We start from the raw sequence: 25444 nt of genomic DNA, 5'->3' as shown, positions 1-25444 counted from the left end.
GTATTATCAAACTTATAAGAGCATAAAAAAAGGGTGAAGTTTTAACTTCACCCTTTTTTTATTGATACCTGTTGAATATTACTTATTCAATTGAGCAGAAATCTTATCTGCGTCTGCTTTACGGCCTAAGCGTGTATAAGCATTTAGCAGGTTTTGCATAGTAGCCTTGTCTTCCGGCTGTATTTCGTGCGCCTTTTCGAAATAAGGTACAGCTGACTGGTAATGCTTCTTTGCTTCAGCTTCAAGGGCTTTGCCTTTTTTCTGATAAGTAGCATAATCCATTTTAGCGGCTTTGTTGTTTACGTCTGCGCCTCTGTTGTATTCCAGCACACCTAAGTTATAGTAAGCGTCAAAGTTGTTTGGATCTGCTTCGATGGCTCTTTTATAAATTTCTCTCGCGCCATCAAAGTCTTTCTTGCGCTCCAGCAGGTTTCCTTTTACGGCATAAAGGCTGGCATTCTTAGGATCAGCAGCAATTGCTTTATCCAGCTTGTCCATTGCTTCTTCTGCACGGTCATTTTTCAAGTAGTACTTCAGCTCTTCCTGCATCAGGTAAACACTGTTTGGGTGCTCCTTTAGTCCATTGGCTAAGGTGCCCATAACTGCATCATCGCTTGCTTCGGCAGCCTGCTGTAGTTGTACTTTCGCTTTGTATACATCTTCTGTTTTATGACCCATGTTTAGCAATTCATCATAGAACGTGATTGCTCTTTTGTAGTCATTGTTTGCAGTTGAAGCATAAGCTGCATAAAGTACAGCAGTTGTATCCTCTGGGCTTATTTTATGAGCCAATTCATACTTGCCGATAGCATTAGGCCAATCCTGATTGTTATGGAATTCTACTGCCTGGTTCAGCACCTGCCCGTACAGCATTTGCTTACGCTCCGGTACCTGCTTGCCAAATTCACCATCTTTACCATCTAACTGTATTGCTTTGTCAAATGACTCCAATACAACAAGTGGTGTTTTCTCGTCTGTCATTTTACCATAGATCGGGTTGCCGATCATGTCTTGGTAAATAACGCCACGATAGAACCAGGTTTTGCCTTTATCCTGAGTTTTTTTATGCTGCGTAGCCTTCTCGATATCAGTCAGCGCTTTATCAAGAGTACCATTTTTGTGGTTAAGTACGGCACTATTAACGGCTGAATTTTGCGCACTTGCTACCGATATTGTTGCGGCTGCCAAGGCTGTGAAAAGCACTTTTTTCATACTCTAAATTAATGGTTTGTGGTTTGCTTAACGTTTTACACTTAAAAATAATTCGTTCCAGAGCAACTTACACTTCTTCTGTTGTCTCTGGGTCGATCATATCGTCAGGGTTCAGTGTGTCTTCCGGCGCCGGTTCTGATTGCTCAAGAATCATTTCAGCTGCTTCTTCCGCCACTTCTTCTTCGGCGTCTACCTGAGCTACAGAAGAAATCTGGTCACCATCATTCAGCTTTATCAACCTCACTCCTTGCGTCGCACGGCCAATTACGCGTAAGTCGCCTACACGAAGCCTGATGGTGATACCTGAACGGTTTATAATCATCAGGTCGTCTGTGTCAGTTACTCCTTTTATAGCAACTAGGCTACCTGTTTTATCGGTTACGTTCATGGTTTTTACACCCTTACCACCACGATTGGTGATACGGTATTCTTCCAGAAGTGAACGTTTGCCGAAGCCTTTTTCCGAAACTACCAGAAGGTCTGTGTTCTCATTCTCTACACAAACCATACCAATTACTTTATCGTCTGGTCCTGCCAGTGTTACGGCACGCACACCAGCGGCTGTTCTACCCATTGGCCGCACTTGCGTCTCATTAAAGCGGATAGCCCTACCCGACTTCAAGGCAATTATTATTTCGCTGCTGGTGTTAGTAAGCTGAACGTCAAGCAATCTGTCGCCTTCGTTAATAGAGATAGCGTTAATACCATTAGTTCTTGGGCGGGAATATGCTTCCAGTACAGTCTTTTTGATGGTGCCTTGCTCCGTGATAAATACCAGGTTGTGGTTAAGCACGTAATCCTGATTTTTAAGGTCATGTACATTCATCACAGCGCGCACATTATCGTCCTTCTCAATTTGCATGAGGTTTTGTATAGCGCGGCCTTTGGTAGTCTTCCCTCCTTCTGGTATCTCATACACCTTAAGCCAGAACACACGACCAAACTCTGTAAAGAACAGCATGTGATGGTGTGTGTTGGCAACGAAAAGATGCTCAGTGAAATCACTTTCTTTAGAGGCGGCTACTCCCCTTGAGCCGAATCCGCCACGGCTTTGGCTGCGGTACTCGTTCAGAGAAGTACGTTTGATATACCCTTCATGAGAAATGGTGATGACCATGTTCTCTTCCGGAATCATATCCTCATAAGAAATATCACCTGTACTGGCTTCTATGCCTGTGCGGCGGCCGTCACCATAACGGTCTTTGATTTCGATAAGCTCATCTTTGATGATCTGCATACGGCGGCCCTCATTTGAGAGAATATCGTTCAGGTCATCAATCGTGTTCATGAGCTCCTGGTACTCCTGCTGGATTTTGTCGCGCTCCAGACCAGTAAGGCGCTGCAGACGCATATCAAGTATAGCACGAGCCTGTATCTCTGATAGCTGGAATCGCTCGATCAAACCATTCCTTGCAATTTCAGGGTCACGGGAAGAACGAATCAGGTTAATTACCTCATCCAGGTTATCCAGGGCAATAAGCAAGCCTTCCAAAATGTGGGCACGCTTCTTCGCCTCGTCCAGTTCGTACTGCGTTCTGCGGATTACTACTTCGTGGCGATGCTCCACAAAGTGCTTGATCATATCCTTCAGGTTCAGCGTCATTGGGCGGCCTTTAACCAGAGCCACATTATTCACCCCAAATGAAGACTGAAGTGCTGTATACTTGTACAGGTTATTGAGTACCACGCTTGGGATGGCGTCTCGCTTCAGGTCGTATACAATACGCAAACCGTCACGGTCAGACTCATCGCGCAAATCCGCGATACCTTCTATTTTCTTCTCATTTACCAGTGCTGCCGTTTTCTCAATAAGCGTAGCTTTGTTTACCATGTACGGAATCTCCGTCACGATAATCTGTTCCTTGCCACTTGGTGTAGTCTCAAAAATGGCGCGGCCTCTCATCAGCACACGTCCACGGCCCGTTTCAAAAGCAGATTTCACGCCATCATAGCCATGAATGATACCTCCTGTCGGGAAGTCAGGAGCGGTGATATGCTGCATCAGTTCAGCAATGGTAATTTCGTTGTCATCAATGTAGGCCACGATGCCATTCACCACCTCTGTCAGGTTATGCGGAGCCATGTTAGTTGCCATACCTACTGCGATACCCGATGTGCCGTTAATCAGCAGGTTCGGGATTTTGGCTGGCATTACACTTGGCTCCTTCAGTGAATCGTCAAAGTTAGGTACAAAGTCTACCGTGTTCTTTTCCAGGTCCGCCAGCAATTCATCTGCAATACGCTTCAGGCGGGCCTCAGTATAACGCATAGCTGCCGGTGAGTCACCGTCTATAGAGCCATAGTTACCCTGGCCATCCACAAGCGGGTAACGCAATGACCATTCCTGCGCCATGCGTACCATTGTTTCGTATACCGAAGAGTCACCGTGTGGGTGATACTTTCCTAAAACCTCCCCTACAATACGCGCTGATTTTTTGTAGGCCTTGTTATAAGACACTCCCAATTCAGACATACCGTAGAGCACACGGCGGTGCACTGGTTTTAATCCATCCCGAACATCGGGTAAGGCTCTGGAAATGATAACAGACATTGAGTAGTCGATATACGCACCGCGCATTTCGTCTTCAATGTTGATCGGTATTATTCGTTCGCCTTCTCTCATGTTAAAAGGTCAAAAATGATTTAAAAGGTGGTTGTGTTTAGAAAGGGCAAGTTAGGCAAAAAAGGCCTTTGCCTATATAGTTTATTGCTTATTTCTGCTTTTATCGCTCTTGCGGGAAGCTTTTTCTCTGGATGTTTTATCCAGGTCCTGCCCCATTTTAGGGTTCTGTTTTTTCCAGAAAGGTCTTCCTTTATACTCCCCCGGCCCGTGTGGGTGCACCATGCGTACCTGGCATGCTGCAATAGGGCAAGTGGGTTTACAAGAAACTAAAGTAGCGGAAATTAGCGCAAAGCTAAGTACGAAAAGCTGCCGTTTTTTTGCCATGAAATCAGGTTTAGGAGAGCCTCCTAAATTTAAAAGGCTCCCAAATCCACATCTTACAAAAATAAGCATTTATACTGATATACCCTACTTCAGCCCCCATTATTCAAGCATTTGTGAGTTGCGGGTGGTGCTCTTAGAGCGGTTGAAAACCGTTAACCGTAAAACCTCCGTCTACAGCAATGGTTTGCCCCGTAATATAAGCTGCTGCCGGTAAGCAAAAGAAAGCTACAGCACCGGCTACATCTTCTGGCTTACCTATTTGCTGCATAGGGGTGCGGCTTATCACGTTGTTGTAAAACTCTTCGTTTTGCAGCACTGTTTGCGCCAGTGGCGTACTGATGTACCAGGGGGCTACTGCATTCACGCGTATGTTATCTTTTGCCCATTCTACTGCCAGGTTTCGCGTTAACTGCGTTAGTGCCGCTTTCGTCATGCCGTAGATGCTACCTGTACGGACATGCACCAGCCCGGCTACCGATGTAACATGCACAATATTCGCCTGTTCTGCTTTCTGTAGCATCGGGTAAAGCAGCCTGTTTAGCTCGAATGCAGACTGCAGGTTTGTCTGCATCACAAAATCATACTCTTCTGATGTATACTCTGCTGTTGGTTTCCGGATATTGGTACCAGCGTTGTTTACCAGGATATCCAGCACGCCCCACTCCTGCTGTACCCATTCTGCTAAAGCAGCTCTGCCCCCTGCCTTGCTCACATCAGCTGGCAGCGTATGCAGCCGCTCAGGGAATTGTGCCAGCAACTGTTGCAAATCCTCTGGCTTACGGGCTACGGCCAGCACCTCAGCTCCAAGGCTGATGAACTCTTCTACTACTGCGGCTCCAATGCCTTTCGAACCACCTGTTATCACTGCTTTTTTACCTGTTAGCAGCCATCTGTTTTGTGCCATAATCCTAGGTGTATTAACTGTTTGCTAAATATGAATCTCTCACCACTGCTTATACTTAAGTTACAGATTTTTTGTGGTAATTATTGTTTTAATCCCCCTTTATGCGATTCCAGTATGCCAGCAGGTATGCTTTATCTACTTTTGGCCTGTTGTTTATTTCCTCAAATTCCAGCTCACCATTTTGATTCATCCATACTTTGTAAACAAAAACATAGCCTCCGCCACTATCCCTCCACCCGTCAAATTTGCCGAACCGAAGGTCATTGATCAGGATACTACCATTCTCTCCTTCTTCAACAGTATAGTAGCCCTTTGTCAGCTCCAGCAGCCGCTCCAGTTTAGCATGGCCTCGGAAAGGAGCTAGCAGCTCCCCCTGCTGTGGCTCAAAATCATACGTAATCCGTTTATTCTCATCCAGAAGAGAGTAAAAGCCGTTGTAAAACCCATCCTTTCCTTTAGCTGTAACGGACCAAAACACTGTATTCATGGGAGTTGGTTTGCTGATATAGGAAGTATAGTCAATGCTTTGTTGCTTCATTTCCTGCTCGAAAACATCATTCACAATACTTTTAGCCACAAAAGACCACAGCAAGTATGCAGAACTTATTCCTAATCCGGCATAGTTCAGGTATTGCCTTCTTGCATCAGCCCTGTTGTAAAAGCTGGCAGTTATTACCAATATCAGGAAAGGAACAGTGTAGAGCGGATCAACAACAAAAATATTATAAAAGGCTACCCCATAGTTGCTAAAAGGCCAGAAGAGCTGTGTGCCCCAGGTTGTGCAGCTGTCCAACAAGGCGTGTGTAGTAAAGCCCAAAAAGAACAGCAGCGTCCAGGATTGCCAGGTAACAGGGAGACTTTTGTAATACTTACGTAGCAGCCAGCCAAGTATAGGCGACGCTAGCACAGCAAAGAGCAGAGAGTGTGTTAATGAGCGGTGAAACGTAAGCTGCTGTACGGTATCTAACCATGGGTTCAGCAGCACATCCAGGTCCGGAATAGTGCCCGCTATAGCTCCCCAAAGCAAAGCTCGGTTGCCCAACTTTTTCCCTGCTACTGCCTCTCCTACAGCGGCGCCTAAAACTATCTGGGTTAAAGAATCCATTTAATCGTTGTTGATTATTAACTGACTAAAGCAACTGAGGTAACTCAGCTTATTCTGTAAAAGTATAAACAAACCTGCCTGCACCCAACGTACTTTAACTCTATGAATGAAATTATATACCTTATCATAGGCGCTTCGCTGATAAGCCTTGTTGCTTATGATTTACTCTTTACTACTTTTTCGCCACGGGGTGCCGGCATTATAAGTGGCTCTGTCTCCACGGCAATATGGAGGAGCATGTTTTGGGTAAGTAAATGGCTGAAGTATAAAAAGTTATTAAATGCAGCAGGAATTATTATTGTAATGGCTATCCTTTTAACTTGGGTAATTCTGCTTTGGGCCGGAAATACGCTTGTTTTTATGAGCGACGCCAGCGCAGTAGTAAACAGCAATACCAATGTGCCTGCAGGATTATCAGAACGGATTTACTATACAGGGTATATATTGTCTACTATGGGTAACGGTGATTTTAAAGGCGGGAGCGATGTGTGGCGTATTTATTCAGCTTTTATCTCATTTTCGGGCCTGATACTGATTACGATAGGTATAACCTATATGGTGCCAGTGCTACAGGGTGTTACCAGCAGGCGCTCATTAAGCATTCGTATTTCATCTATAGGCAATACGTCTCAGGATATGCTGCTGAATAACTGGAACGGAAAAGATTTTAAAAAGCTGGAATCTCATTTTGATCAGTTAGCGCTATCTGTTGCAGAGCAAGGGCAGTCTCATTTAGCTTATCCGGTGCTGCACTTCTTTCACCATACTGATCGTGTAGCCGCACTGTTACCTAGTATAGCTGCTTTGGATGAAGCTATCACACTGCTATTGCTTTTTGTGTCAGAGGAAAGAAGGCCTGCCGATGAAAAATTAATTCCGCTTCGGCAGGCCCTAACTACTTTTTTAGGTTCGCTTACATCGCTCTACCTCGACCCGAGTGATGTGCTGGAGCCTGACTTAGAAATTGGCAAACTTGAAGCTTCCGGTATACCTCTTGAAAAACCTGGAATGCACGAAATTGAACACCTGAACAAACGCCGACGCATTCTTAAAGCAATGCTTAAATATGATGGCTGGGAATGGCACAATGTAAATGACAACATTCTGGACACGACCATGGATCTTCCGGAAATGTATTAACGAATAATAGGCATTTGCTTAAATTCTTTGGTTCTGTCGAATAGGTAACGATAGGTAGCATGCGTTTTGTAGATGCGCCCTCCAATCTGCTCTACCACCTTCATCATTTTAGGGTTAAAGTCCCCTATCCAGTTCATTTGTAAATCTTTGTACGGGATGCTAGGGTTGTGGATAACCTTTTCTCCTGCAGCTACTATCAGGGCAGCCTCTACTCCTTTGCCTTGATGCTCTGGTGCAATTCCGAAAACAATACCATACATAGTGGTGCAAGCCCCACGCCAACGATGGAAAAGCAATTTTACTTTACCCCATAAGTCTAGTTTGCCATTTGCATATTTGAATAGCTGATTGAGCTCAGGAATGGCTATAAAGAAACCTACAGGTTCGTTTTCAAAATAGCTGAACCACATGATGCGCTCGTCCAGAATGGGCTTTAGGCTGTTCATAATACCAGTAGCCTGAGCTTCGCTCATTTCTTTAACGCCTTCGTGCTTTGCCCAGCCTTTGTTGTAAACATTCCGGAAATCCTCCGTAAACTTGGGCAGGTTGTTTTTATCTAAATGGCAAAAGTAGTAGCGTGGGTCCTGTAATATGCGTTGTGCTTTTTCCTGATACTCTGGAGAAAGGTCATCATGTACGCTGCGGTAATAGGTATATTGTTTAAAGAAAAGCTCAAAGCCATAGCTTTCCAGTAACTCCCGGTAATAAGGATAGTTGTAGTGCATGCAGTATGTAGGCTTATAAAAGCCGTCAATCAGCACTCCCCACCATTTGTCACGCTCTCCAAGGTTTATGGGTCCATCCATGGCCTCCATGCCACGCTCCTTTAACCAGGAGCGGCAGGCATCTAAAAGCATATTAGCGGCAGCCTGATCATGAATACAATCAAAGAATCCCATTCCCCCTGTAGGTTGGTTACCTGACTTCGATGTTTTACTATTTACAAAAGCAGCAACTCGCCCTATAGATTTTCCTTTATCATCCTGCAGTATCCAACGAATCGCTTCGCTATTCCGAAGCAGTTTATTTTTCTTTGGATCAAACACATTGTCAATGTCTTTATCTAAAGGGCGGATGTAGTTCGGGTCTTTTTTGTAGAGCCTTACCTGCACCATAATAAATTGCTGGGCAAGTTCGGGCGTCGTAACCTCAATTAATTTCATAGCATGTTTCTTATCAGAACTGCTAAATACGGCATAATCTGGAAGAAAATAAAATTTGGAGCTACTGGGGTAAGTGTAGGTGTTGAGGAGAGTTAGGAAAGGCTAACCTTATACTAATATGAAAGCCTTTGATGTGGTAGATAATGAAAGTGAGAGGGTAGTAAACAGAAAAAGCCTTCAGATTTCTCTGAAGGCTTTCTGTAAATGAGCCCCCTGCCGGGATCGAACCAGCGACCTACTGATTACAAGTCAGTTGCTCTACCAGCTGAGCTAAGGAGGCTTGTACTTATTTTGAACTGAAAAGCAGATGCAGTACAAACATTTGCTTTTGGAGTTGAGCCCCCTGCCGGGATCGAACCAGCGACCTACTGATTACAAGTCAGTTGCTCTACCAGCTGAGCTAAGGAGGCTTAACCTTTTTTGTGCTGCTTTATTGTGTTAAAGCGTTGCAAAGGTAGGATTAAGATTTTATTATGCAAACACAGGTATCAAAATTTTCTCCTGACTTTATCTAAGAATTTGAAAGTCAGGAGAAAAAAATTATGCTCTGAATGCATTTAATTGATGCTGTAGTAAATCTATGCGCTTTTGTGCGTCGGCAATGCGGCCCTCATACTCGGCACGTAACTTATCTGCGTTTTTAGATCTTGCGAAAAAGTCAATATTCGTGCGTAGCGTCTGTATGTCATTTTGCAGTTGCGTGATTTCACGGCGCACGCTGGTTTCGCGCTGCTGAAGCTTATGGCCAGCATCAGGGCTATGCTTGATGCGCTCTACCTGTAAGCGTACTAGCAGTTGAGTGCGCTGCTCCACACCTAGCTCCGGTACACGCTCCAGGTACTTTTCCATTAAGGAAACAAACTTGTCTTCTGTTTTAGGGTTAATGCGCTTGCCATGATCCGTATCACGCCATTGCTGCACAAACGTCTCGAACTCTTCTAAGGTGCCTGTTGCAGTAGGCTGAGCCAACTTGTCTGCCACTTTATCACAGATAGCCATTTTTTCAGCAGAAAGTTTATCAAGCTCTGCTGAGCGTTGCTGTTCCTGCTCCTGTTTGCGGTCAAAGAAAGCGTTGCAGGCTGTACGGAAACGCTGCCAGATCTTGTCTGAATACTTATCTGGTACACGGCCCACCGTTTTCCAGCGTTTCTGAAGTTGAATTAACTTTTCTTTCGTATCATTCCAGTCTTCGCTGTCTTTCAGACTTTCTGCTTCTTCGCACATTTCTGTTTTCAGTCGCAGGTTCTGCATTTTCTGCTCATCCAGCGCTTTGAAAAACTGGTTCTTATGCTGGAAGAAGGTTTTATAGGTACTCCAGAAAGTTTTATTTACTTCTTCGGCATTCTCTTTCGGTACCAGTCCTGCTTTATCCCACGCTTCTTTCAGTTTCTGAATTTCGTCGGTCTTATCGCGCCACTCGTTAATGCGATCTGTTGTGAAGCTGGCAAAAGGTTGTAGCTGTTCCAGCAGAGTACGCTTCACAACCATGTTCTGTGTTTCACGCTGGTTTCTTTCTTCATGATAGGCACGTCGCTTTTCATGAACTTTCTCAGATGCCTGTATGAATCGATCCCAAATAGGGTCGCGCTGATCATTTGGAACAGGTCCTATATTCTTCCATTCTTCATGCAGGTGGCGTAGCTCCTGCAGTGCTTTGTTTATACTTTGTTCTTCCTGAAGTGCCTCGGCCCGTTCCACCAGTTGAAGCTTTGCTTCCAGGTTTCGCTTCCGGTCCAACTCCTTCATCTCATAGAACATGCTACGGTTGTTGTAGAAGATATCCAGCAGGGCGTGGTAAGAGTCCCACAGTTCCTGTGCTTCTCCGCCAGGTACCTGCCCTATGGCCTTCCACTCGGCCTGAAGCCGTTTCAGCTCATCGTTACTGTTTTTTGTTTCCGCTGACTCGACTAGCTGGCGTAGCTGTGCCAGAATCTCCTGCTTACGCTCCAGGTTAGATTTACGCTGCTGTTCCTGCGACTGGCGCTGCTGGTGGCGGGCATCACGGTAAGAAGACAGTAGCTTTTCCAGATCCTGGTGTTCTTTAGGGGCGTTATAGGCAAAGTCATCTTCTGTTCCGCCTTCTTCTTTAAATCTGTCTAAGGCTTCGTGGCGCTCCGCCTGAAACTTAAGGTCATACTGACGTTGTATTTCACTGATTGTACGGAATTTGCGCATGGCATCATTGCCTCTCAAAACAGAGCTTAACTGCTGTCGCAACTCCTCCAGACCCATTTGGCTATAGTCAGTCGAGTCTTCTACTTCCTCGTCTTGATCATGCTCTTCCTCTGCACCTTCTGCTGCGGAGCCAGTAGCAGTAGGGCTAGTGGTAGTGGGCACAACTGAAACCGCGGCTGTTTCTGGTAAACCTGCTTCAGCAGCACCTTTGCTAGCCTCTATCTCTGCTTCTATAATGTTATCGGTAGTCTCTCGCTCCTCTGGGGTAGATAGTTCCGGTTGCATTTCAGGCTGCTCCTCTTTTGGCACTGCTGGTGTATCAGCAGCAGTTATAGTGTTGTCAGGCTTTTGTTGTGCAGCATCGTTTTGCTCTGAAGCCTCCTGGTTTAGAGGTTTGTTTTGTTCAGCTCCGGTAGTGTCCATATGGTCTTTGTCAGTTGTCATCTCTACTTAATTAAGTATAACCAATGTGAGTTAGTTCAGGCGCGGGTCGTCAGGGTAGTTACTTAGCACCTTAAACTTGCCGCCCATTTGGCGTAGAATATTGCGCCAAAGGGTTTCTGTCTCCAAATTAAATAATTTATTTGCAGCATTGTTGTTCACAATCCAAACATTTTTATCTACCTCCTCTTGTAGTTGCCCCGGTGTCCAGCCAGAATAACCTAAAAAGAAGCGTATATCATCTTTATCCACCAAACCGGTTTCTATCATAGTGCGCAGTAACTCAAAGTCTCCACCCCAGTAAATATCATCGGCTAACCTCACAGCCTGTGGCAAGTCAGGAATGCGGTGAATGTAGTGCAGCGTATTATATTGTACAGGACCTCCTATACCAAGGAGCATATCGAATTCATCGCTGAATACATCCAGCACATCTGATAGCATCAGGTTGGAGGCGCGGTTCAGTACAAGTCCGAAAGAGCCTTCTTCTTCGTGGCTGCAAAGCAGCACCACGCTGCGCTCAAAGTTAGGGTCGCCCATAAAGGGCTCTGATATGAGTATGCTACCGCTTTGCGGCTTTTTCAGCTTTTTATCTTCCATCTATCTATCATCACTTCACTCGTAAAACATGGGCAGATGGTTGTCCTGCCATTAATTTAGCTGTTTTATACTTCTTACGCAAAGCAAACAATATAGTAGGCAACAGCATCGCGTATGAAAGTTGCCATACTGAAATAACCTCTTCTCAGTTTTATTGTTGTGTGCGAGTATGGGAAGAAATGTTTAAGAGGAGCGGATATTTTTATAATTTTGACAAAATGACATTGCTATGGCGCTATCACAAAATATTGCGGATATCCGAATCAACTATTCTAAACAGGCTCTTACAGAAGATTCTGTTGCTGCTACTCCGATAGAGCAATTTAAGAGCTGGCTGGATGAAGCTATCAAGTCAGAGGCACAGGAGCCAACGGCACTTATACTATCCACCGTAAATGCAGCAGGTAAGCCATCAGCACGTGTGGTACTGCTAAAAGATATTGACGAAGAAGGCTATACTTTTTTCACGAATTACTCGAGCCGTAAGGGGCAGGAGCTGGAGGATAACCCTTATGCAGCGATTACCTTTTTCTGGCCTGCGTTAGAGCGCCAGGTGCGGGTGGAAGGAAAAGTGGTAAAGGTGTCGCAGGAAGCCTCAGACGCCTATTTCCGAAGCCGGCCACGCGGGAGCCGTATCGGTGCCTGGGCATCTCCGCAGAGTCAGGTAATAGAGGCGCGCGAGGTGCTGGAGCAGCGGGATAAAGCGTTCGAGGAAAAATTTGCCGGCTCAGATGAAATTCCCAGGCCTGAATACTGGGGCGGCTATCAGTTACAGCCTGAGCTGGTGGAATTTTGGCAAGGACGGCCAAACCGCCTGCACGACCGAATCGTGTATGAACGTGATGGAGCGAACTGGCAGATCAAGCGCCTAGCCCCATAAGGGCATGTTTACTAAACGCTTCTTAGACATATATTTTAAACATGCTCTGATACCAAAGCTGATGTAGCTTTGGCTGATTTATACTTTGAACCAACAAGAATGGCAGAAATATTACCCTTGCGCGCCTGGCGTTATAACGACAAACTAAATATAGAAGAACTAACCTCCCCCCTGTTTGATGTAGTTTCTGATAAGCAGCGGGAGGTATTGTACCATCATCCCTATAGCAGCATTCACCTGTCGGTGCCGCGTGGCCAGCAACCAGCGATTAACGCAGCGAACATGCTGCAGGAGTGGAAAGAGCAGGGGCTACTATTGCAGGACCAGTTGCCGGGTATTTATGTGTACTATCAATATTTTCGTTTGCCCAACAGCGATAAAGACTATGTACGTAAAGGCTTTATCTGTAACATTAAAGCATATGACTGGCATGAAAACATACTACTTCGCCATGAAAACACTATTCCAAGTGCTGTAAACGACCGAATAGAGCTACTGGAGCATACAGCGTTAAATAGCAGCCCTACCCACGGCCTCTACACTGATACATCCTTTATACTGGAGCCCTACATGGATGAAAGTATCCGGACGCCAATCTACGAGACCGAGGACTACCAGGGGGTGCGGGATGTATTGGCTGTCATCCATGATCATGAGGTAATCAAATTATTTTTAGATACGCTGGCCGACAAGCAGGTACTGTTGGCAGACGGGCATCACCGTTATGAAGGATCTCTCGCCTATCGCCGCAAAATGATGGCCGAGAATCCTGACCATACAGGTTACGAAGCTTACAACTACCACCTGATGTACTTGACTAATTCTGAGCATGACGACCTGCGTATTCTGCCTACCCACCGTCTGCTTAAATCGCTGCCAATCTCAGATGAGGATTTTCTGGAGCGCCTGAGCGAATATTTTGTTGTTACGCCCAAAGAAGATCCTTATGAGCTGAATGAGGTAATTGTAGGTAAGTTATGGGCCTTTGGTTTGTACTTGAACGGAGAGGCATACAAACTGCGCCTAAAGCCAGAATTGCACAAAACCATCAGCTGGAATTTTCCAGCTGAGGTGAAAGAACTTGACCTGACCGTGCTACACTACTTTGTTTTTGAAAAGGTATTAGGTGTACTAAGGCAGGAGCAACGCGGGTACGCAGCGCTTAGTTATGAGCGAAATTTTACAGCCTGTATCCGAAAAGTAGATAAAAGAGAAGCCTATGCTGCCTTGATAACCAACGAGGTATCAATGGAGCAGGTGAAACGGGTATGCAACAGCGGTGCTGTGATGCCTCAGAAATCAACTTTCTTTTATCCTAAAGTGATCTGTGGATTTTTATTTAGCTCAATTAAAGAAGATGAATTTACGACGGCCACTGCTGCTTGCGTCTAATTCCCCACGCCGCAAAGAGTTGCTAGCGAGCCTTGGGCTAACGTATAAAGCGATGGTAAAAGAAGTAGACGAAGCTTTTCCAGCTCATTTGCAACGGCAGCAGGTGGCTGAGTACCTGGCATCGCATAAGGCCGATGCTTATATAGCTGATTTGCATGATGAAGTTTTAATTACAGCAGATACTATTGTTTGTTTAGGCGACCGTGTGCTGAACAAGCCAGCAGACCATGCGGAGGCGAAGGAAATGCTGCTTGCATTATCAGGTACTGACCATGATGTGATCACAGGTGTATGTATAGCTTCTACAGAACGTAAAACAGTTTTTCACGATACCACCAAAGTATACTTCAAGCAACTGAGTGAAGCAGAAATCGATTATTATATCTCTAACTACAAACCCTTTGACAAAGCCGGAGCTTACGGTATTCAGGAATGGATAGGGATGATAGGTATAGAGCGTATCGAAGGGTCTTATTTTAATGTGGTGGGTTTACCTGTGCAAAAGCTTTATGAAAAGCTGGTTCAGTTGGAAATACTAGCTGTTAATGCCCAATTATAAATTCTTCAATAGTTGTGCTTATGTATATAACTATATGCTGAGTCAGTTCATGTTTTCATGTGCTTGAATTCATCAAAAAGTAAATTCTTACCTTTGTAGCCTGCTCTACTCAGCAGGACGAACACATAATCTTTAAATAGCGAGTTAAAATAATGTCTTATATAAAATTATACCTGGCCCCTGGTAAAGAACACTCCTTGCAGCGGCAACACCCTTGGGTTTTTTCGGGTGCCATACGTAAAGCAGATGGAGAACCTGCTGAAGGAGATGTGGTGGAAGTATACTCAAGCAAGCGTGAGTTTCTGGCAATGGGGCATTACGCTCCAGGCTCTATAGCTGTACGCATTTTTTCTTTTGAGCAAGTGGAGCCTGATTATGCTTTTTGGAAGCAGAAGGTGCAGAAAGCTTATGACTACCGCCAACGCCTTGGCCTCACCGACAATCCTGAAACAGATGTGTACAGACTAGTGTATGCCGAGGGTGACGGTGTACCTGGGTTGATCGTTGATTTTTACAAAGACACGGCTGTTGTGCAAACACACTCGGTTGGCATGTATGGCATACGTGAACATGTAGCCAAAGCACTGCAGGAAATCTATGGCGACAGGTTGCGTGCTGTATACGATAAGAGTGCAGAGTCGCTGCCGCCTAAGTCGCCGGTGCAGGCGGAGAACGGTTATCTGTTTGGTAAATCAGAAGGCGGTGTAGTGGTGACTGAGTATGGCAATCAGTTTTTTGTGGATTGGGAGAGCGGTCAGAAGACAGGTTTCTTCATAGATCAGCGCGAAAACCGTGATTTGCTGGCCCGCTATGTTAAAGATAAATCTGTGCTGAACACTTTCTGCTACACCGGTGGGTTTTCAGTATATTCACTTAACGCCGGGGCAAAAGAAGTGCATTCTGTAGATGTGTCTAAAAAAGCGATTGAGCTGACTATTAAGAATGGTGAAATGAGCCAGGCTCCGGAGAAGCATGAGGCTTTTGCCGTAGATACGTTTGAGTTTCTGAAAGGAAAAGAAGACAAGTATGATGTAATTATACTTGACCCTCCGGCCTTCGCAAAAAGTAAAAATGTTCGTCACAACGCGCTAATGGGCTATAAGCGCCTCAATGCAGAGGCGATGAAAAAGATAAAGCCGGGTGGTATCCTGTTTACTTTTTCATGCTCGCAGGTAGTAGATAAATACCTGTTCAACAATACTGTGATGGCCGCTGCTATCGAAGCTGGCCGAAATATCAAGATCATGCACCACCTGTCACAGCCTGCTGATCACCCGATCTCTATCTTCCATCCGGAAGGTGAGTACCTGAAAGGGTTGGTGCTTTTTGTAGATTAAACGAATTTTAGTAAAGCAAAGGCCTGAGCTATACTTGTTAGCTCAGGCCTTTTTTTATAGGATTATGATTAAAATAAGATGTTTGTGTCCTGAATCTCCTGCGGTAGCTCCATTCTAATTCGCCACTCTTTAGGGTAATAGTTATTCAGGCGGTTGCCTATTTGTTTTGCCCAACCTAAGGGCGCTCCCTTATATTGCAGCAACAGCCAGCTGCTGCCGTTTGTGCCTACTCTAATGTCCTCTTTGCGTAAGTAGCGAAGTGCCTGTTCCAATTCCAGTTCTGCTATGTCGAAAGCAGCTTTGTTTAGATCTTGTGATAGGGCCAACCCTTGCAAAGGCTTTAGCTTTTTACCGTTTACTTCAGCTACCTCTGTGCCAGCATACAGCACGTAAAGGTTCTGGTAAATTTCATCTGCCGCCTCAAAAAGTACTTCAGGTATGGCAGATATGACTTCTCCGTATTGCACCCAAGTATATTGCGCATGCTCCTGTAGCCAATTTGCAACTAAGGCTTTTTCTTTTTTTCCAGCTAAGGTAAGTTTATACTTCCTCTTTTTGCTTTTTCCATGTTGAATGGCAGCTGGCTCACCAGGTTTGCGTACAACAGCCATAAAAAAGCCTTCCCCTTGTACACGGTGCGGATAAAATCGATAGCCTTCCAGACCATTTAGCTGTGTTGGTATAATGCCCCACTCCGGCTGTACTTCCAGTTTTATACTTTCAACCCCTTCCTGCGCTGCTAGCCAGGCAATGTTTTCTTCGTTCTCCTTTTCATTCCAGGTGCAGGTGCTGTATATAAGCAACCCGCCCGGTTTTAGCGCGTCCCATACGTCCATCAAAATGCGCTGTTGGCGCTGGGCGCACAAGTTTACGTTCTCCTCCGACCACTCTCCTACTGCTGCATGATCTTTCCGAAACATACCTTCACCGCTGCAGGGAGCATCAATTACCATTACATCAAAGAAATCTGGCAGGCGGCTAAACTCCCTGGGGTCATTGCTGGTGACAAGCACATTGCCACTTCCCCATTTGGTAACATTTTCAGCAAGTATGGAAGCACGGCTCCGGATAACTTCGTTTGCCACCAGTAAACTGTCTTTTGATATCAGACTGGCAAGGTGCGTTGATTTGCCGCCTGGGGCACCACATAAATCCAATACATGCAGGCTTTCATCCAGATCTATACTTTGCTTTAGAGCCTGCTCCAAAAACATAGAGCTTGCCTCCTGTACATAATACGCCCCGGCATGCAGCAGCGGGTCAAGGGTAAAAGAAGGACGTTCGGGTAGGTAATATCCCGAAGAAGCCCAAGGAACGGGTTTTAATCCTGGAGAGATAGGAGCCTTTGCTTTATTTACTCTGATGCTAACAGGAGGTGTTTGCTCCAGTGCTGCCACAAAAGCGTTGTACTCATCGCCCAATAGGCGCTGCATGCGTTCGGAAAAAGAAACTGGAAGTTGCATGTAGCAAAGGTACGGCGAAAAAACCGGCTTCTAAAGGTCAGCTAAGAAGCCGCTCCTTTCGTACGTAAATAGTCTTTTGCAACGGGTATGTCCGGAGGGCACCAAGAATATGACAGCAAGTCCTGTGGGTGCGCCCATTGGTAAGCCTTGTGTTCTGATAACTGTATGACGCCGCTTTGATACGTGCAGATATAAGGTATCAATTCGATATCCTTATCTGGGAATGCATAGATAACTGGCTGTAGACGAAGTATAGGCTGAATTCTTAAACTGAGCTCTTCCCAGATTTCCCGTGCCAGGCACTCCTCCTCCTCTTCGCCTGGCTCAAGTTTTCCTCCCGGAAACTCCCATAGAAGAGGTTCCTGCATTCGCTCGCTTCGTTGCGTAACCAGCACACGGTCAAATTGCTCAAGTATGGCACAAACTACTTTTATCATGGTAAATGCTCTTAAGTGTTGAACTTACCTCCTACTCTCTGATTTTAAAGATAAAAGCTTTATGATTTTATCTTCATACTTAAAGAAGATAAATCCAAACAAGAGGCAGACACTTAAATTCAACCAAAGGGGTGAAGCCTCGTCGGCTAATCCAAAAAACAGTACTTGAATTAAAAATATATGGTATGAAGCTTTGCCTAGAGTAGCTAGAAATTGGAGTGGTAGTGCAGTAGATGACGACGGCAACAGGCGTATTGCAACCCACAACCAGAAGGCAGCATAGCCAAAGGTAAACAGCTGCTGAACAGACCACTCAGGACGAATGAAGGATGGCTTAAATCCAGTGTACAACACCAGCCAGAAGATTACCCCTGCCACACAGGCACTTATAGAAAGCACAAGCCCAAGCTTTGTTTGCTTATACTTCAACACATACTTAGCTAGCCACAGGCCATACACAATCGCTGAAAAATATCTTACAAAAGCTGCACTATATAAGTAGTCGTTAGTATCAAAAAACGTTAAATTACTCGACCATAATTGAAAAGCCACTTCCAGTAGAATCAGAAGTATACTTGTAATTACAGGCTTGCGGCTGAAGGCGTAACCAATGATGGGCAAGAGCAGGATAGACTGTAGCAGGAGGGTAATAAAGTAATTTCCTTTTCCGGTTACAGGCAGTACACCAATCAAATTATAAAAGTCAAAATGAAGCACCTTCTCCCCTTGCAGCCATTGCCATACCAGCCCAACAGGAATGGAAACAGCAAAAACGATTAAAAAAGGAGCAATAATTCGTATCGCTTTCTTGCTGAAATAGCTACGGCTGTAAAGGTCTTGGAGGTTTTGATCTTTGCGTTGCACAGACAGGCCCAGGTTTAACCCCATTATAACCATAAAAAGTGGTACAGCCTGCCAGATATGATAAACTGCATAACTTTTCAGCAGATCTTGGCGAGTGAGCGAATGAAGTAGCAAGACCATAAGTATAGCTACACCTTTCACAACATCGATCTGCTGAAAGTGCTGTTTCATAAGATGAAGTTTATAGTTAGAAAGGCTTGTATTAGCATATTAGAATTATGTAATGCGGATGGCTTTCCTGCGTAAGTATCTAGAATAGAGGGGTGAAAATTTACAGCCGGTATGCCATCGGTTTTATCATTTACAAGTATATGTAGGTATAAACAATGTTGACACATGAAAATTAGCTTAAACTATAGATTCTTGATACGCCTGGCGTGCAAACTTATACTTGCCACTGGAATCTTATGCTTTATATCTATGCAACTGTTTTGGGAGCAGCAAAACCCGGTACCTTTGTGGGGGCAGCAAAGTATCTCCACTGACCTGATGACCTTTAGCGTTGTTTCAGGTTTTATACTTACCTGGGTTGTTACAAAGTGCACACGTCAGGCTTTACGTCAAAACAAGGTGCTGCCGCTGCACTGGCACCTCAAAAGTCAGACGCTAATCGATAGACTCCCTTCCCATACTTTTAACAGGGCCTTTATACTTGCACTTAACAGTGTGTTCACTTCTGCCCTTCTTATTCAGCTGCTTGAATGGAAAAATTTAAATTTCATGTCGCATGCTGACTATTGCATACTTTTTGTGTTTTATGGTGTCTTGTTGACAATAGCTGTTACGGTGATGAGTTTTTACCGTGCTCTGGGTGATAATTTCCTGCGTAAATCAAACGTGCCATAGCTAGTGTTGTTAAACTATGGCACGTTTCAGTAAGTTCTATTTGAATTTATCTTTCAATATTTCAAATTCCATAGTCGGTGAAATACGCTCATACAGCACATGGAAAACAGCATTGGTAATGGGCATATTTACCTGTAGCTTTTTGTTTAGCTCATAAATGCTTTGCACGGCGTAGTAACCTTCCGCTACCATGTTCATTTCTACCTGAGCAGATTTTACTGTATACCCACGTCCTATCATATTGCCAAACGTACGGTTGCGGCTGAATTGCGAATAAGCCGTGACGAGTAAGTCGCCAAGGTAGGCAGAGCCGCTAAGGTCGCGATGTATAGGCATGATAGCATCTAAGAAACGCTCTATCTCAAACATAGCATTCGACACCAGTACTGCCTGAAAGTTATCTCCGTAATTCAGTCCACGGGCTATACCACAGGCCAGTGCGATAATGTTTTTCATCACTGCACAATACTCTATGCCATCGAGGTCGTCCAGCGGGTTTGCTTTTACATAGCGGTTCCGCAGCATCTCACAAAAGCGCTCAGCAGAGGCCATGTCATGAGATCCTATGGTCAGGTATGACTGTTTTTCCAGAGCCACTTCTTCAGCATGGCAAGGGCCGGCTATAACCAGTTGATGCGAGTTCGGTACGTTGTACTTATGTTCTACATAGTCCGTAATCAGCACGTTCTCATTTGGAATCATGCCTTTGATAGCGGATATCACCATTTTGCCCTGCAGTGCCTCTGGGGGTAAATCGGCAAGTGCCAGCTGCACGAATGCGGCTGGCACTGCTAATATTACCCAGTCTGAAGAGGCCACTACAGCGCGGATGTCTGTAGATGGCTTTACATAATGTAAGTCAAACGAAACCTGGCTGAGGTAGCGTGGGTTGTGTTTGTACTCCTTTAGGTGTTGCACATCCTGACTGTTGCGCATCCACCAATTTACTTGTGCTTTGTTTTCTGAAAGGATCTTAACCAAGGCTGTTGCCCAGCTGCCGCCTCCCAGTATGGCTACTTTTTCCAATATGTTTTATTCTTCTTTAGTATCTGCGGCAATAGCCTGCTTGTTTAAAGATTTTTCATCTTTCACAGCTACCTTGGCACCGTCTTTCAGTGTTTTAGAAACTGCTCTGAATGGGCCTGCCACTATTTTCTGTCCTTTGCTTAAACCACTAACGATCTCGATGTTGTCAAAATCACTGATGCCAGTTTTAACTTTGACGGCTTTCACCGTGTTTGTACCCGCATCATAGGCAAAAACAACTTCTTCAACCAGAGCCGAGGAAGCTTTACGCTGCTCCTGGTTTTGCTGATTTCCCTGCTGCTGCCCTGCTTCTTCTTCATTAGCCTCTTCTTTGCCGGCTATGTCATTAGAACGCGTTGTTACGGCTGACAAAGGTACAGATAAAACATTAGGTTTCCTTTCGGTGATAATATCTACAGAAGCAGTCATACCTGGGCGGAAAGGACGGCTGCTTGATTCGCGTAGGTGGCTATACGAATCATTGATCAGGCGGATACGAACTTCAAATTCTGTTACAGCCTCTAATGTAGTAGCATCTTTTGCTGTATTAGCAATAGAGGTAACTATTCCTTTAAATTTCTCATCACGGCTGGCATACGAATCAACTTCCACAATAACAGAATCGCCAAGTGCTACACGTATGATATCGTTCTCATTAACATTTACGCGTACCTCCATTCTGTTAAGGTTGGCGATACGCATAATCTCTGTACCAGCCATCTGTGACGTTCCTACCACGCGCTCGCCCTGCTCTACATTCAACTTAGATACGATGCCACTTACAGGTGCATATATCGTGGTTTTGTTCAGGTTCTCGCGAGCATCTTTCAAAGAAGCCTGGGCGTTCTGAATGTTAAATTCAGAAGCTCTAACACTTTGGCGTGCAGATTCAACTTCTGATTTAGAAGCTAAATAGTCTGCCTGTATTTGCTGCCACTCCGCCTGAGAAATAACTTTTTGCTCAAACAAGGCCTGGTTGCGCTTGTAGTTCTGCTCTGACTGTGCAAAATTCGCTTGTGCCTGTGTGAGTCTGGCTCGTGCCTGTGCCTGGTTCGCGCGCATGGTGTTCACAGAGGCCTGTTGTGCATCTACCATCGATTGGTAGTTATCAGGGCGAATGCGTAGTAGTAGCTGCCCCTGTACGACAGAGTCACCTTCTTCCACGTTTAGCTCGATAATTTCACCAGATACGTCGGGGCTAATTTTAACTTCAGTTTCTGGCTGTACTTTGCCAGAGGCGCTTACCTTTTCTACAATGTCAGCTTGCTTGGCTTCTGCCAATACAACTTCTGTTCCTTCCTCAGACCCTATCCAACCAGCTTTTTTAGCAACAACTACAAATACGATAAGTAGTAACAGTACCCCGATCAGGATAGGAATCAGCTTTGATTTTTTCTTTGCCATAGTTTTATTAGAAAGATATGTCTTTGCCCTGGTAGAAATCGAGCACTTTTAATTTAAAGAAGTAATCATACTTTGCCTGAAGGAGGTCTGACAATGCCCGGCGGTATGTGTTGGATACGATGATGTATTCAACCGAGTTGATGACGCCAGCGTTCAGACGCAGTTCAGCGTTTTGAAGGTTCTTTTCTGCCGCTCTCACCTGCTCTGTAGAGGCTGAAAATTTGCGGCGGGCTGCAACTGCATCCACGTAGGATTGCTCAATGGTCTGCCTTAAATTGTTACGGGCTATGTCAGCGTTTATCTCAGCGTTTTCTTTGGAGATTTTAGCGCGCTGCACGTTGTTCCTTACCTGGAAACCATTAAATATCGGCAAAGATAATGATAGCCCTACGCTTTTACCTACGTTGTCTTTTGCCTGATCGAGAAATGAATATTCGCCATACACCGGAACTCCTTGTGTAATATAGAATTTCTGAGGACCTGTACCATCACTTCCAGTATAAAAAGTTTGTTCCAGGTACACATCTTCACGCCTTAACAAAAACTCTGTCGTGCTGGAGTATCTGGTATTGATGCCAGCCCCAAGGCTTAATCTTGGATAATAAGCACCACGCGCCACATCCAGTGCCTTATCTGCGCTCTGTACCCTCAGGTCTACAGCTTTTATGGCAGGTAAGGTTTGAACAGCTACTTCAAAAACTTGCTGCCCGCTACTTACCAGAGGGTTTTGGTCAGGTTCCGGAAGCTCAGGGATAGCGATGCTGAATTCCTCAGAACTAGGAATGTTTAAGAGCTGCATCAGTGTGAGGCGAGAAACATCACGTTGGTTCTGTGCATTTATAACATTCAGCTCATCAGTGGCTAACTGAGATTCCAGATCTAACACAGAGTTTTCTGCCAGGCTGCCGGCATTAAACAATATTCTTGTTCTGTCTAACTGTCTTTGTGTTGCTGTCCGTTGTAGCTCTGAATTCTTTATCAGCTCGTCTGCAAATAAAATATTCAAATACGACGTGATAATATTAAGCGTAATATCATTTTGTGTGGATAGCACATCTAGCTCACTTGCCTGTAGCTCCAGCTGGTTTTGCTTAATTTGATTCAGCTGCTGAAAACCTTGAAAAAGCGGTACAGAGGCATTGGCAGAAAAATTACCTGTCCAGGCATCCTGGGTTTGCAGAGCGAAGGTTGAAGGGTCCTGAAAAGAACCTGTATTGTAGGTATAGTTACCGTTCGCATTCAGGATCGGGAGTCGGTTCAGTTTAGACTGGTTCAGCTCCACTTCAGTCAGGTTCCGGTTAATTCTACGCTGCTTTACCTGTAGGTTATTTGTTTTGGCATACTCAACGGCCTCCTGCAGCGTCCATACATTATCGCCTCCGGGCGCCTGTTGTGCCCACGCAGCGGGTGCGCCAGCCAACGACAAGCCAATGGCCAGAAGCAGGTGTTTGGGTAGTTTTTTCATAGTAACCTTGTCGTTATAGATCAATATTTGGAATGTAGATCACCTTGTTAACCCAAGTCAGTTGCTTGAGGTATTCCAGCGTGATCGGCTTGATGCCTGAATCCATTTCAATAAATTGGCGGGCACGGGCATTTTTGCCTTTCCGCGACACACTCATGGTGGCGATGTTACAATCATCATGTGCCAGCACAGAGGCTATAAAGGCAATACTTCCTTTTGTGTCCTGGGCATCGATGATAAGCGTATGGAGCGTGGCTGAAAAACTTGCTGTAAAACCATCTACATCCACAATACTGATAACACCACCTCCACGGCTCTGGCCCACCACCTCAACCTCATTATCACCAGCTTTCAGGTTAAGTTTGATAGTATTTGGGTGCATGGTTGATGCGTTGCCCACTGATTTAAAAGTATACTTCAAGCCTTTTTCTTTGGCATGTTCAAAGGCGTCTTTTATGCGCTTGTCATCGGTTTTAAAATCCAGCAGGCCTGCCACAATCGCTCTGTCGCTGCCGTGGCCTTCGTAGGTGCGGGCAAATGAATTGTAAAAGGTAACAACCGCCTCTTCCGGTAATGCTCCTAAAATTCTGATGGCAGCCCTGGCAATACGCACCACTCCCGCCGTATGTGAACTGGAAGGCCCGATCATAACCGGTCCTATCATATCAAAAACGCTGCTTTTTTCAGCCATACTCTCTTATATCGTAAAAATCAAATTTAGGAATTAAGTAGCAGTTTTGCGCTATTCCGTGGTTAAATTAGGTTTATTTCTACAAACCTATACTTTCTATCTACAAACCCGGCAACAGTTCCTATTAAAGAATAAATGTTGGACATGCTTTTCTGCAATAATAGTGATTCTCGGCTCCATGCATCGCAAGCAATAATAACAGCTTTATAAGTAACGAAGCACTGTGCCTTTAAATGTTTTGCTAATTTTGCGGATGAAACCCTTTTAAAGTCATTTAGCATGGATCATACTTTCAAACCAGAGGTATTGGAGCAACTAAAGCGGTTGGAGGAAAAATATGTACCCCTTGGTCAGGATTTGGCTGCTTATCTGGAAGGACTCTACCACACAAGCTTTATTACCTATTGGGATTACATTCATCTTGATTCCCTGCTAAGCCTTCAGACACCGCGCACTACTATTCCGGATGAGAAGATATTCATCATGTATCATCAGATTACAGAATTATACTTTAAGCTGTGTCTGGAAGAGTTTAAACAAATAGGTGAAGACAAGGATATTACAGTTGATTGGCTCCTGCGCCGCTTGAAGCGTATCAACCGCTATTTCGATAACCTGATCAACTCGTTTGATGTGATGGTGGATGGCATGGACCCTAAACAGTTCCTGCAGTTCAGGATGGCGTTGATGCCAGCCAGTGGTTTTCAGTCGGTGCAGTATCGAATGATTGAAATTGCTTCGACAGACTTGCGAAACCTGGTGGACAAGGCAAAGCGTGCAGCGTTAGGTTTGGAGAGCACGCATGAGGAAATGATTGGCTGTATTTACTGGAAAGAAGGTGCAACAGAAGTAGCCTCTGGTGCTAAGACACTTACACTGCTGCAGTTTGAGCAGAAGTATACAGAGCAGCTTATTCAGTTTGCAAAGCAATATGCAGATAAGAATGTGTGGCACGTGTACAAAAGCCTGCCCCAGCACGAGCAGCAAAACCAGAAGCTGAAAGATGCCTTGCGAGACTTAGATAGCAATGTAAACGTTAACTGGCCGCTCATGCATTATAAATCGGCTGTGCGTTACCTGCAAAGAGACCCGGAAGTGATTGCAGCGACAGGCGGTACCAACTGGCAAAAATATTTGCCGCCGCGTTTCCAGAAACGTATTTTTTACCCGGAGCTTTGGAGTGAAACAGAAGTAGAAGAATGGGGCAAAGGCTGGGTAGAAAAAGTTTTGGGCGAAGAGAATTAACTACAAGAGTGATGGCTGTTATACGTATGCTTTTCTAAAGCCATACTATACTTTTTATAAACTTAGCTGCCGCGCCGTTTTATCGCTTTTTTATAAAACTTTACTTTGAATGAATTTGATCTTCTTCTGGATTGTTAAGTATAAAATT

The 25444-nt window shown here is 44.9% G+C and carries 22 protein-coding genes and 2 tRNA genes; 7 read left to right on the top strand and 17 right to left on the bottom strand.

Features of this window, described 5'->3' with window-relative positions; genetic code table 11:
• Positions 1-78 precede the first annotated feature (78 nt).
• The 5 genes from ACFQ2O_RS06950 to ACFQ2O_RS06930 form a co-directional block, all read right to left on the bottom strand.
• Positions 79-1212, bottom strand: a complete 1134-nt coding sequence (locus tag ACFQ2O_RS06950) for a tetratricopeptide repeat protein (protein ID WP_377524563.1) — start codon at positions 1210-1212, stop codon at positions 79-81.
• 67 nt (positions 1213-1279) lie between these two features.
• On the bottom strand, positions 1280-3835 hold the full coding sequence (gene gyrA / locus ACFQ2O_RS06945; RefSeq protein WP_377524558.1) for a DNA gyrase subunit A: 2556 nt from the start codon (positions 3833-3835) through the stop codon (positions 1280-1282).
• 81 nt (positions 3836-3916) lie between these two features.
• Positions 3917-4159 (bottom strand): hypothetical protein, encoded by a 243-nt coding sequence (locus ACFQ2O_RS06940; protein WP_377524553.1) that lies wholly within the window; start codon positions 4157-4159, stop codon positions 3917-3919.
• 133 nt (positions 4160-4292) lie between these two features.
• Positions 4293-5063: an SDR family oxidoreductase gene (locus ACFQ2O_RS06935; RefSeq protein WP_377524548.1), complete on the bottom strand. Its 771-nt coding sequence runs from the start codon at positions 5061-5063 to the stop codon at positions 4293-4295.
• Positions 5064-5151: 88 nt separating this feature from the next.
• Positions 5152-6168 (bottom strand): metal-dependent hydrolase, encoded by a 1017-nt coding sequence (locus ACFQ2O_RS06930; protein WP_377524543.1) that lies wholly within the window; start codon positions 6166-6168, stop codon positions 5152-5154.
• Between the two features lie 102 nt (positions 6169-6270).
• Between ACFQ2O_RS06930 and ACFQ2O_RS06925 the strand changes: the two genes are divergently transcribed.
• Entirely contained in the window at positions 6271-7308 is a 1038-nt protein-coding gene (locus tag ACFQ2O_RS06925) for a hypothetical protein (protein ID WP_377524539.1), read from the top strand.
• Here ACFQ2O_RS06925 and ACFQ2O_RS06920 read toward each other — a convergent pair.
• The 5 genes from ACFQ2O_RS06920 to ACFQ2O_RS06900 form a co-directional block, all read right to left on the bottom strand.
• Positions 7305-8471, bottom strand: a complete 1167-nt coding sequence (locus ACFQ2O_RS06920; RefSeq protein WP_377524535.1) for a hypothetical protein — start codon at positions 8469-8471, stop codon at positions 7305-7307. The two genes, ACFQ2O_RS06925 and ACFQ2O_RS06920, sit on opposite strands and share 4 nt — an antisense overlap.
• Positions 8472-8678: 207 nt before the next feature.
• Positions 8679-8751 (bottom strand) — tRNA-Thr (locus tag ACFQ2O_RS06915).
• A gap of 57 nt (positions 8752-8808) precedes the next feature.
• Positions 8809-8881: transfer RNA gene (locus tag ACFQ2O_RS06910), tRNA-Thr, on the bottom strand.
• Between the two features lie 130 nt (positions 8882-9011).
• Positions 9012-11090 carry a DUF349 domain-containing protein gene (locus ACFQ2O_RS06905; RefSeq protein ID WP_377524530.1) on the bottom strand — a complete coding sequence of 693 codons (2079 nt, stop codon included), beginning with the start codon at positions 11088-11090 and terminating at the stop codon, positions 9012-9014.
• Between the two features lie 30 nt (positions 11091-11120).
• The gene (locus ACFQ2O_RS06900; RefSeq protein WP_377524527.1) at positions 11121-11687 is read right to left on the bottom strand and encodes a YqgE/AlgH family protein; all 567 of its coding nucleotides are present in this window, start codon (positions 11685-11687) and stop codon (positions 11121-11123) included.
• A gap of 229 nt (positions 11688-11916) precedes the next feature.
• Between ACFQ2O_RS06900 and pdxH the strand changes: the two genes are divergently transcribed.
• The 4 genes from pdxH to ACFQ2O_RS06880 all read left to right on the top strand — a co-directional run bounded on the left by pdxH (position 11917) and on the right by ACFQ2O_RS06880 (position 15855).
• The gene (pdxH, locus tag ACFQ2O_RS06895) at positions 11917-12567 is read left to right on the top strand and encodes a pyridoxamine 5'-phosphate oxidase (RefSeq protein WP_377524523.1); all 651 of its coding nucleotides are present in this window, start codon (positions 11917-11919) and stop codon (positions 12565-12567) included.
• Between the two features lie 99 nt (positions 12568-12666).
• Positions 12667-13959 carry a DUF1015 domain-containing protein gene (locus ACFQ2O_RS06890; RefSeq protein WP_377524519.1) on the top strand — a complete coding sequence of 431 codons (1293 nt, stop codon included), beginning with the start codon at positions 12667-12669 and terminating at the stop codon, positions 13957-13959.
• Positions 13925-14518, top strand: a complete 594-nt coding sequence (locus tag ACFQ2O_RS06885; protein WP_377524516.1) for a Maf family nucleotide pyrophosphatase — start codon at positions 13925-13927, stop codon at positions 14516-14518. Before ACFQ2O_RS06890 ends, ACFQ2O_RS06885 begins: the two co-directional genes overlap by 35 nt.
• A 152-nt stretch (positions 14519-14670) precedes the next feature.
• Positions 14671-15855: a class I SAM-dependent rRNA methyltransferase gene (locus ACFQ2O_RS06880; protein WP_377524512.1), complete on the top strand. Its 1185-nt coding sequence runs from the start codon at positions 14671-14673 to the stop codon at positions 15853-15855.
• Between the two features lie 68 nt (positions 15856-15923).
• On the opposite strand, the gene ACFQ2O_RS06875 is transcribed toward ACFQ2O_RS06880, so the two are convergent.
• The 3 genes from ACFQ2O_RS06875 to ACFQ2O_RS06865 are packed head-to-tail and all read right to left on the bottom strand — an operon-like array spanning position 15924 to position 18790.
• Entirely contained in the window at positions 15924-17318 is a 1395-nt protein-coding gene (locus ACFQ2O_RS06875) for a methyltransferase RsmF C-terminal domain-like protein (protein WP_377524507.1), read from the bottom strand.
• Between the two features lie 41 nt (positions 17319-17359).
• Complete coding sequence (locus ACFQ2O_RS06870) at positions 17360-17755, bottom strand: (deoxy)nucleoside triphosphate pyrophosphohydrolase (RefSeq protein WP_377524503.1); 396 nt, start codon at positions 17753-17755, stop codon at positions 17360-17362.
• Between the two features lie 24 nt (positions 17756-17779).
• Positions 17780-18790 (bottom strand): acyltransferase family protein, encoded by a 1011-nt coding sequence (locus ACFQ2O_RS06865; protein WP_377524498.1) that lies wholly within the window; start codon positions 18788-18790, stop codon positions 17780-17782.
• 165 nt (positions 18791-18955) lie between these two features.
• On the opposite strand from ACFQ2O_RS06865, the gene ACFQ2O_RS06860 reads away from it, so the two are divergent.
• A complete protein-coding gene (locus tag ACFQ2O_RS06860; RefSeq protein WP_377524495.1) occupies positions 18956-19465 on the top strand; it encodes a hypothetical protein in 510 nt (169 codons plus the stop codon).
• A gap of 36 nt (positions 19466-19501) precedes the next feature.
• Here ACFQ2O_RS06860 and ACFQ2O_RS06855 read toward each other — a convergent pair whose 3' ends face one another.
• Genes ACFQ2O_RS06855 through sdaAB form a run of 4 tightly spaced genes read right to left on the bottom strand, consistent with a single transcriptional unit; the run spans position 19502 to position 24051 of the window.
• Positions 19502-20491 carry an NAD(P)H-dependent glycerol-3-phosphate dehydrogenase gene (locus ACFQ2O_RS06855; protein ID WP_377524492.1) on the bottom strand — a complete coding sequence of 330 codons (990 nt, stop codon included), beginning with the start codon at positions 20489-20491 and terminating at the stop codon, positions 19502-19504.
• 6 nt (positions 20492-20497) lie between these two features.
• On the bottom strand, positions 20498-21895 hold the full coding sequence (locus ACFQ2O_RS06850) for an efflux RND transporter periplasmic adaptor subunit (protein WP_377524489.1): 1398 nt from the start codon (positions 21893-21895) through the stop codon (positions 20498-20500).
• 7 nt (positions 21896-21902) lie between these two features.
• Positions 21903-23360, bottom strand: coding sequence for a TolC family protein (locus ACFQ2O_RS06845; RefSeq protein WP_377524486.1), 1458 nt, complete (start codon positions 23358-23360; stop codon positions 21903-21905).
• Positions 23361-23373: 13 nt separating this feature from the next.
• A complete protein-coding gene (sdaAB, locus tag ACFQ2O_RS06840; protein WP_377524482.1) occupies positions 23374-24051 on the bottom strand; it encodes an L-serine ammonia-lyase, iron-sulfur-dependent subunit beta in 678 nt (225 codons plus the stop codon).
• A gap of 279 nt (positions 24052-24330) precedes the next feature.
• On the opposite strand from sdaAB, the gene ACFQ2O_RS06835 reads away from it, so the two are divergent.
• Positions 24331-25296 carry a tryptophan 2,3-dioxygenase family protein gene (locus ACFQ2O_RS06835; RefSeq protein WP_377524479.1) on the top strand — a complete coding sequence of 322 codons (966 nt, stop codon included), beginning with the start codon at positions 24331-24333 and terminating at the stop codon, positions 25294-25296.
• Positions 25297-25444 lie beyond the last annotated feature (148 nt).

The sequence above is a fragment of the Pontibacter rugosus genome, assembly GCF_042678745.1.
Taxonomy (GTDB): domain Bacteria; phylum Bacteroidota; class Bacteroidia; order Cytophagales; family Hymenobacteraceae; genus Pontibacter; species Pontibacter rugosus.
This window is presented reverse-complemented; position numbering and strand designations above follow the sequence as displayed.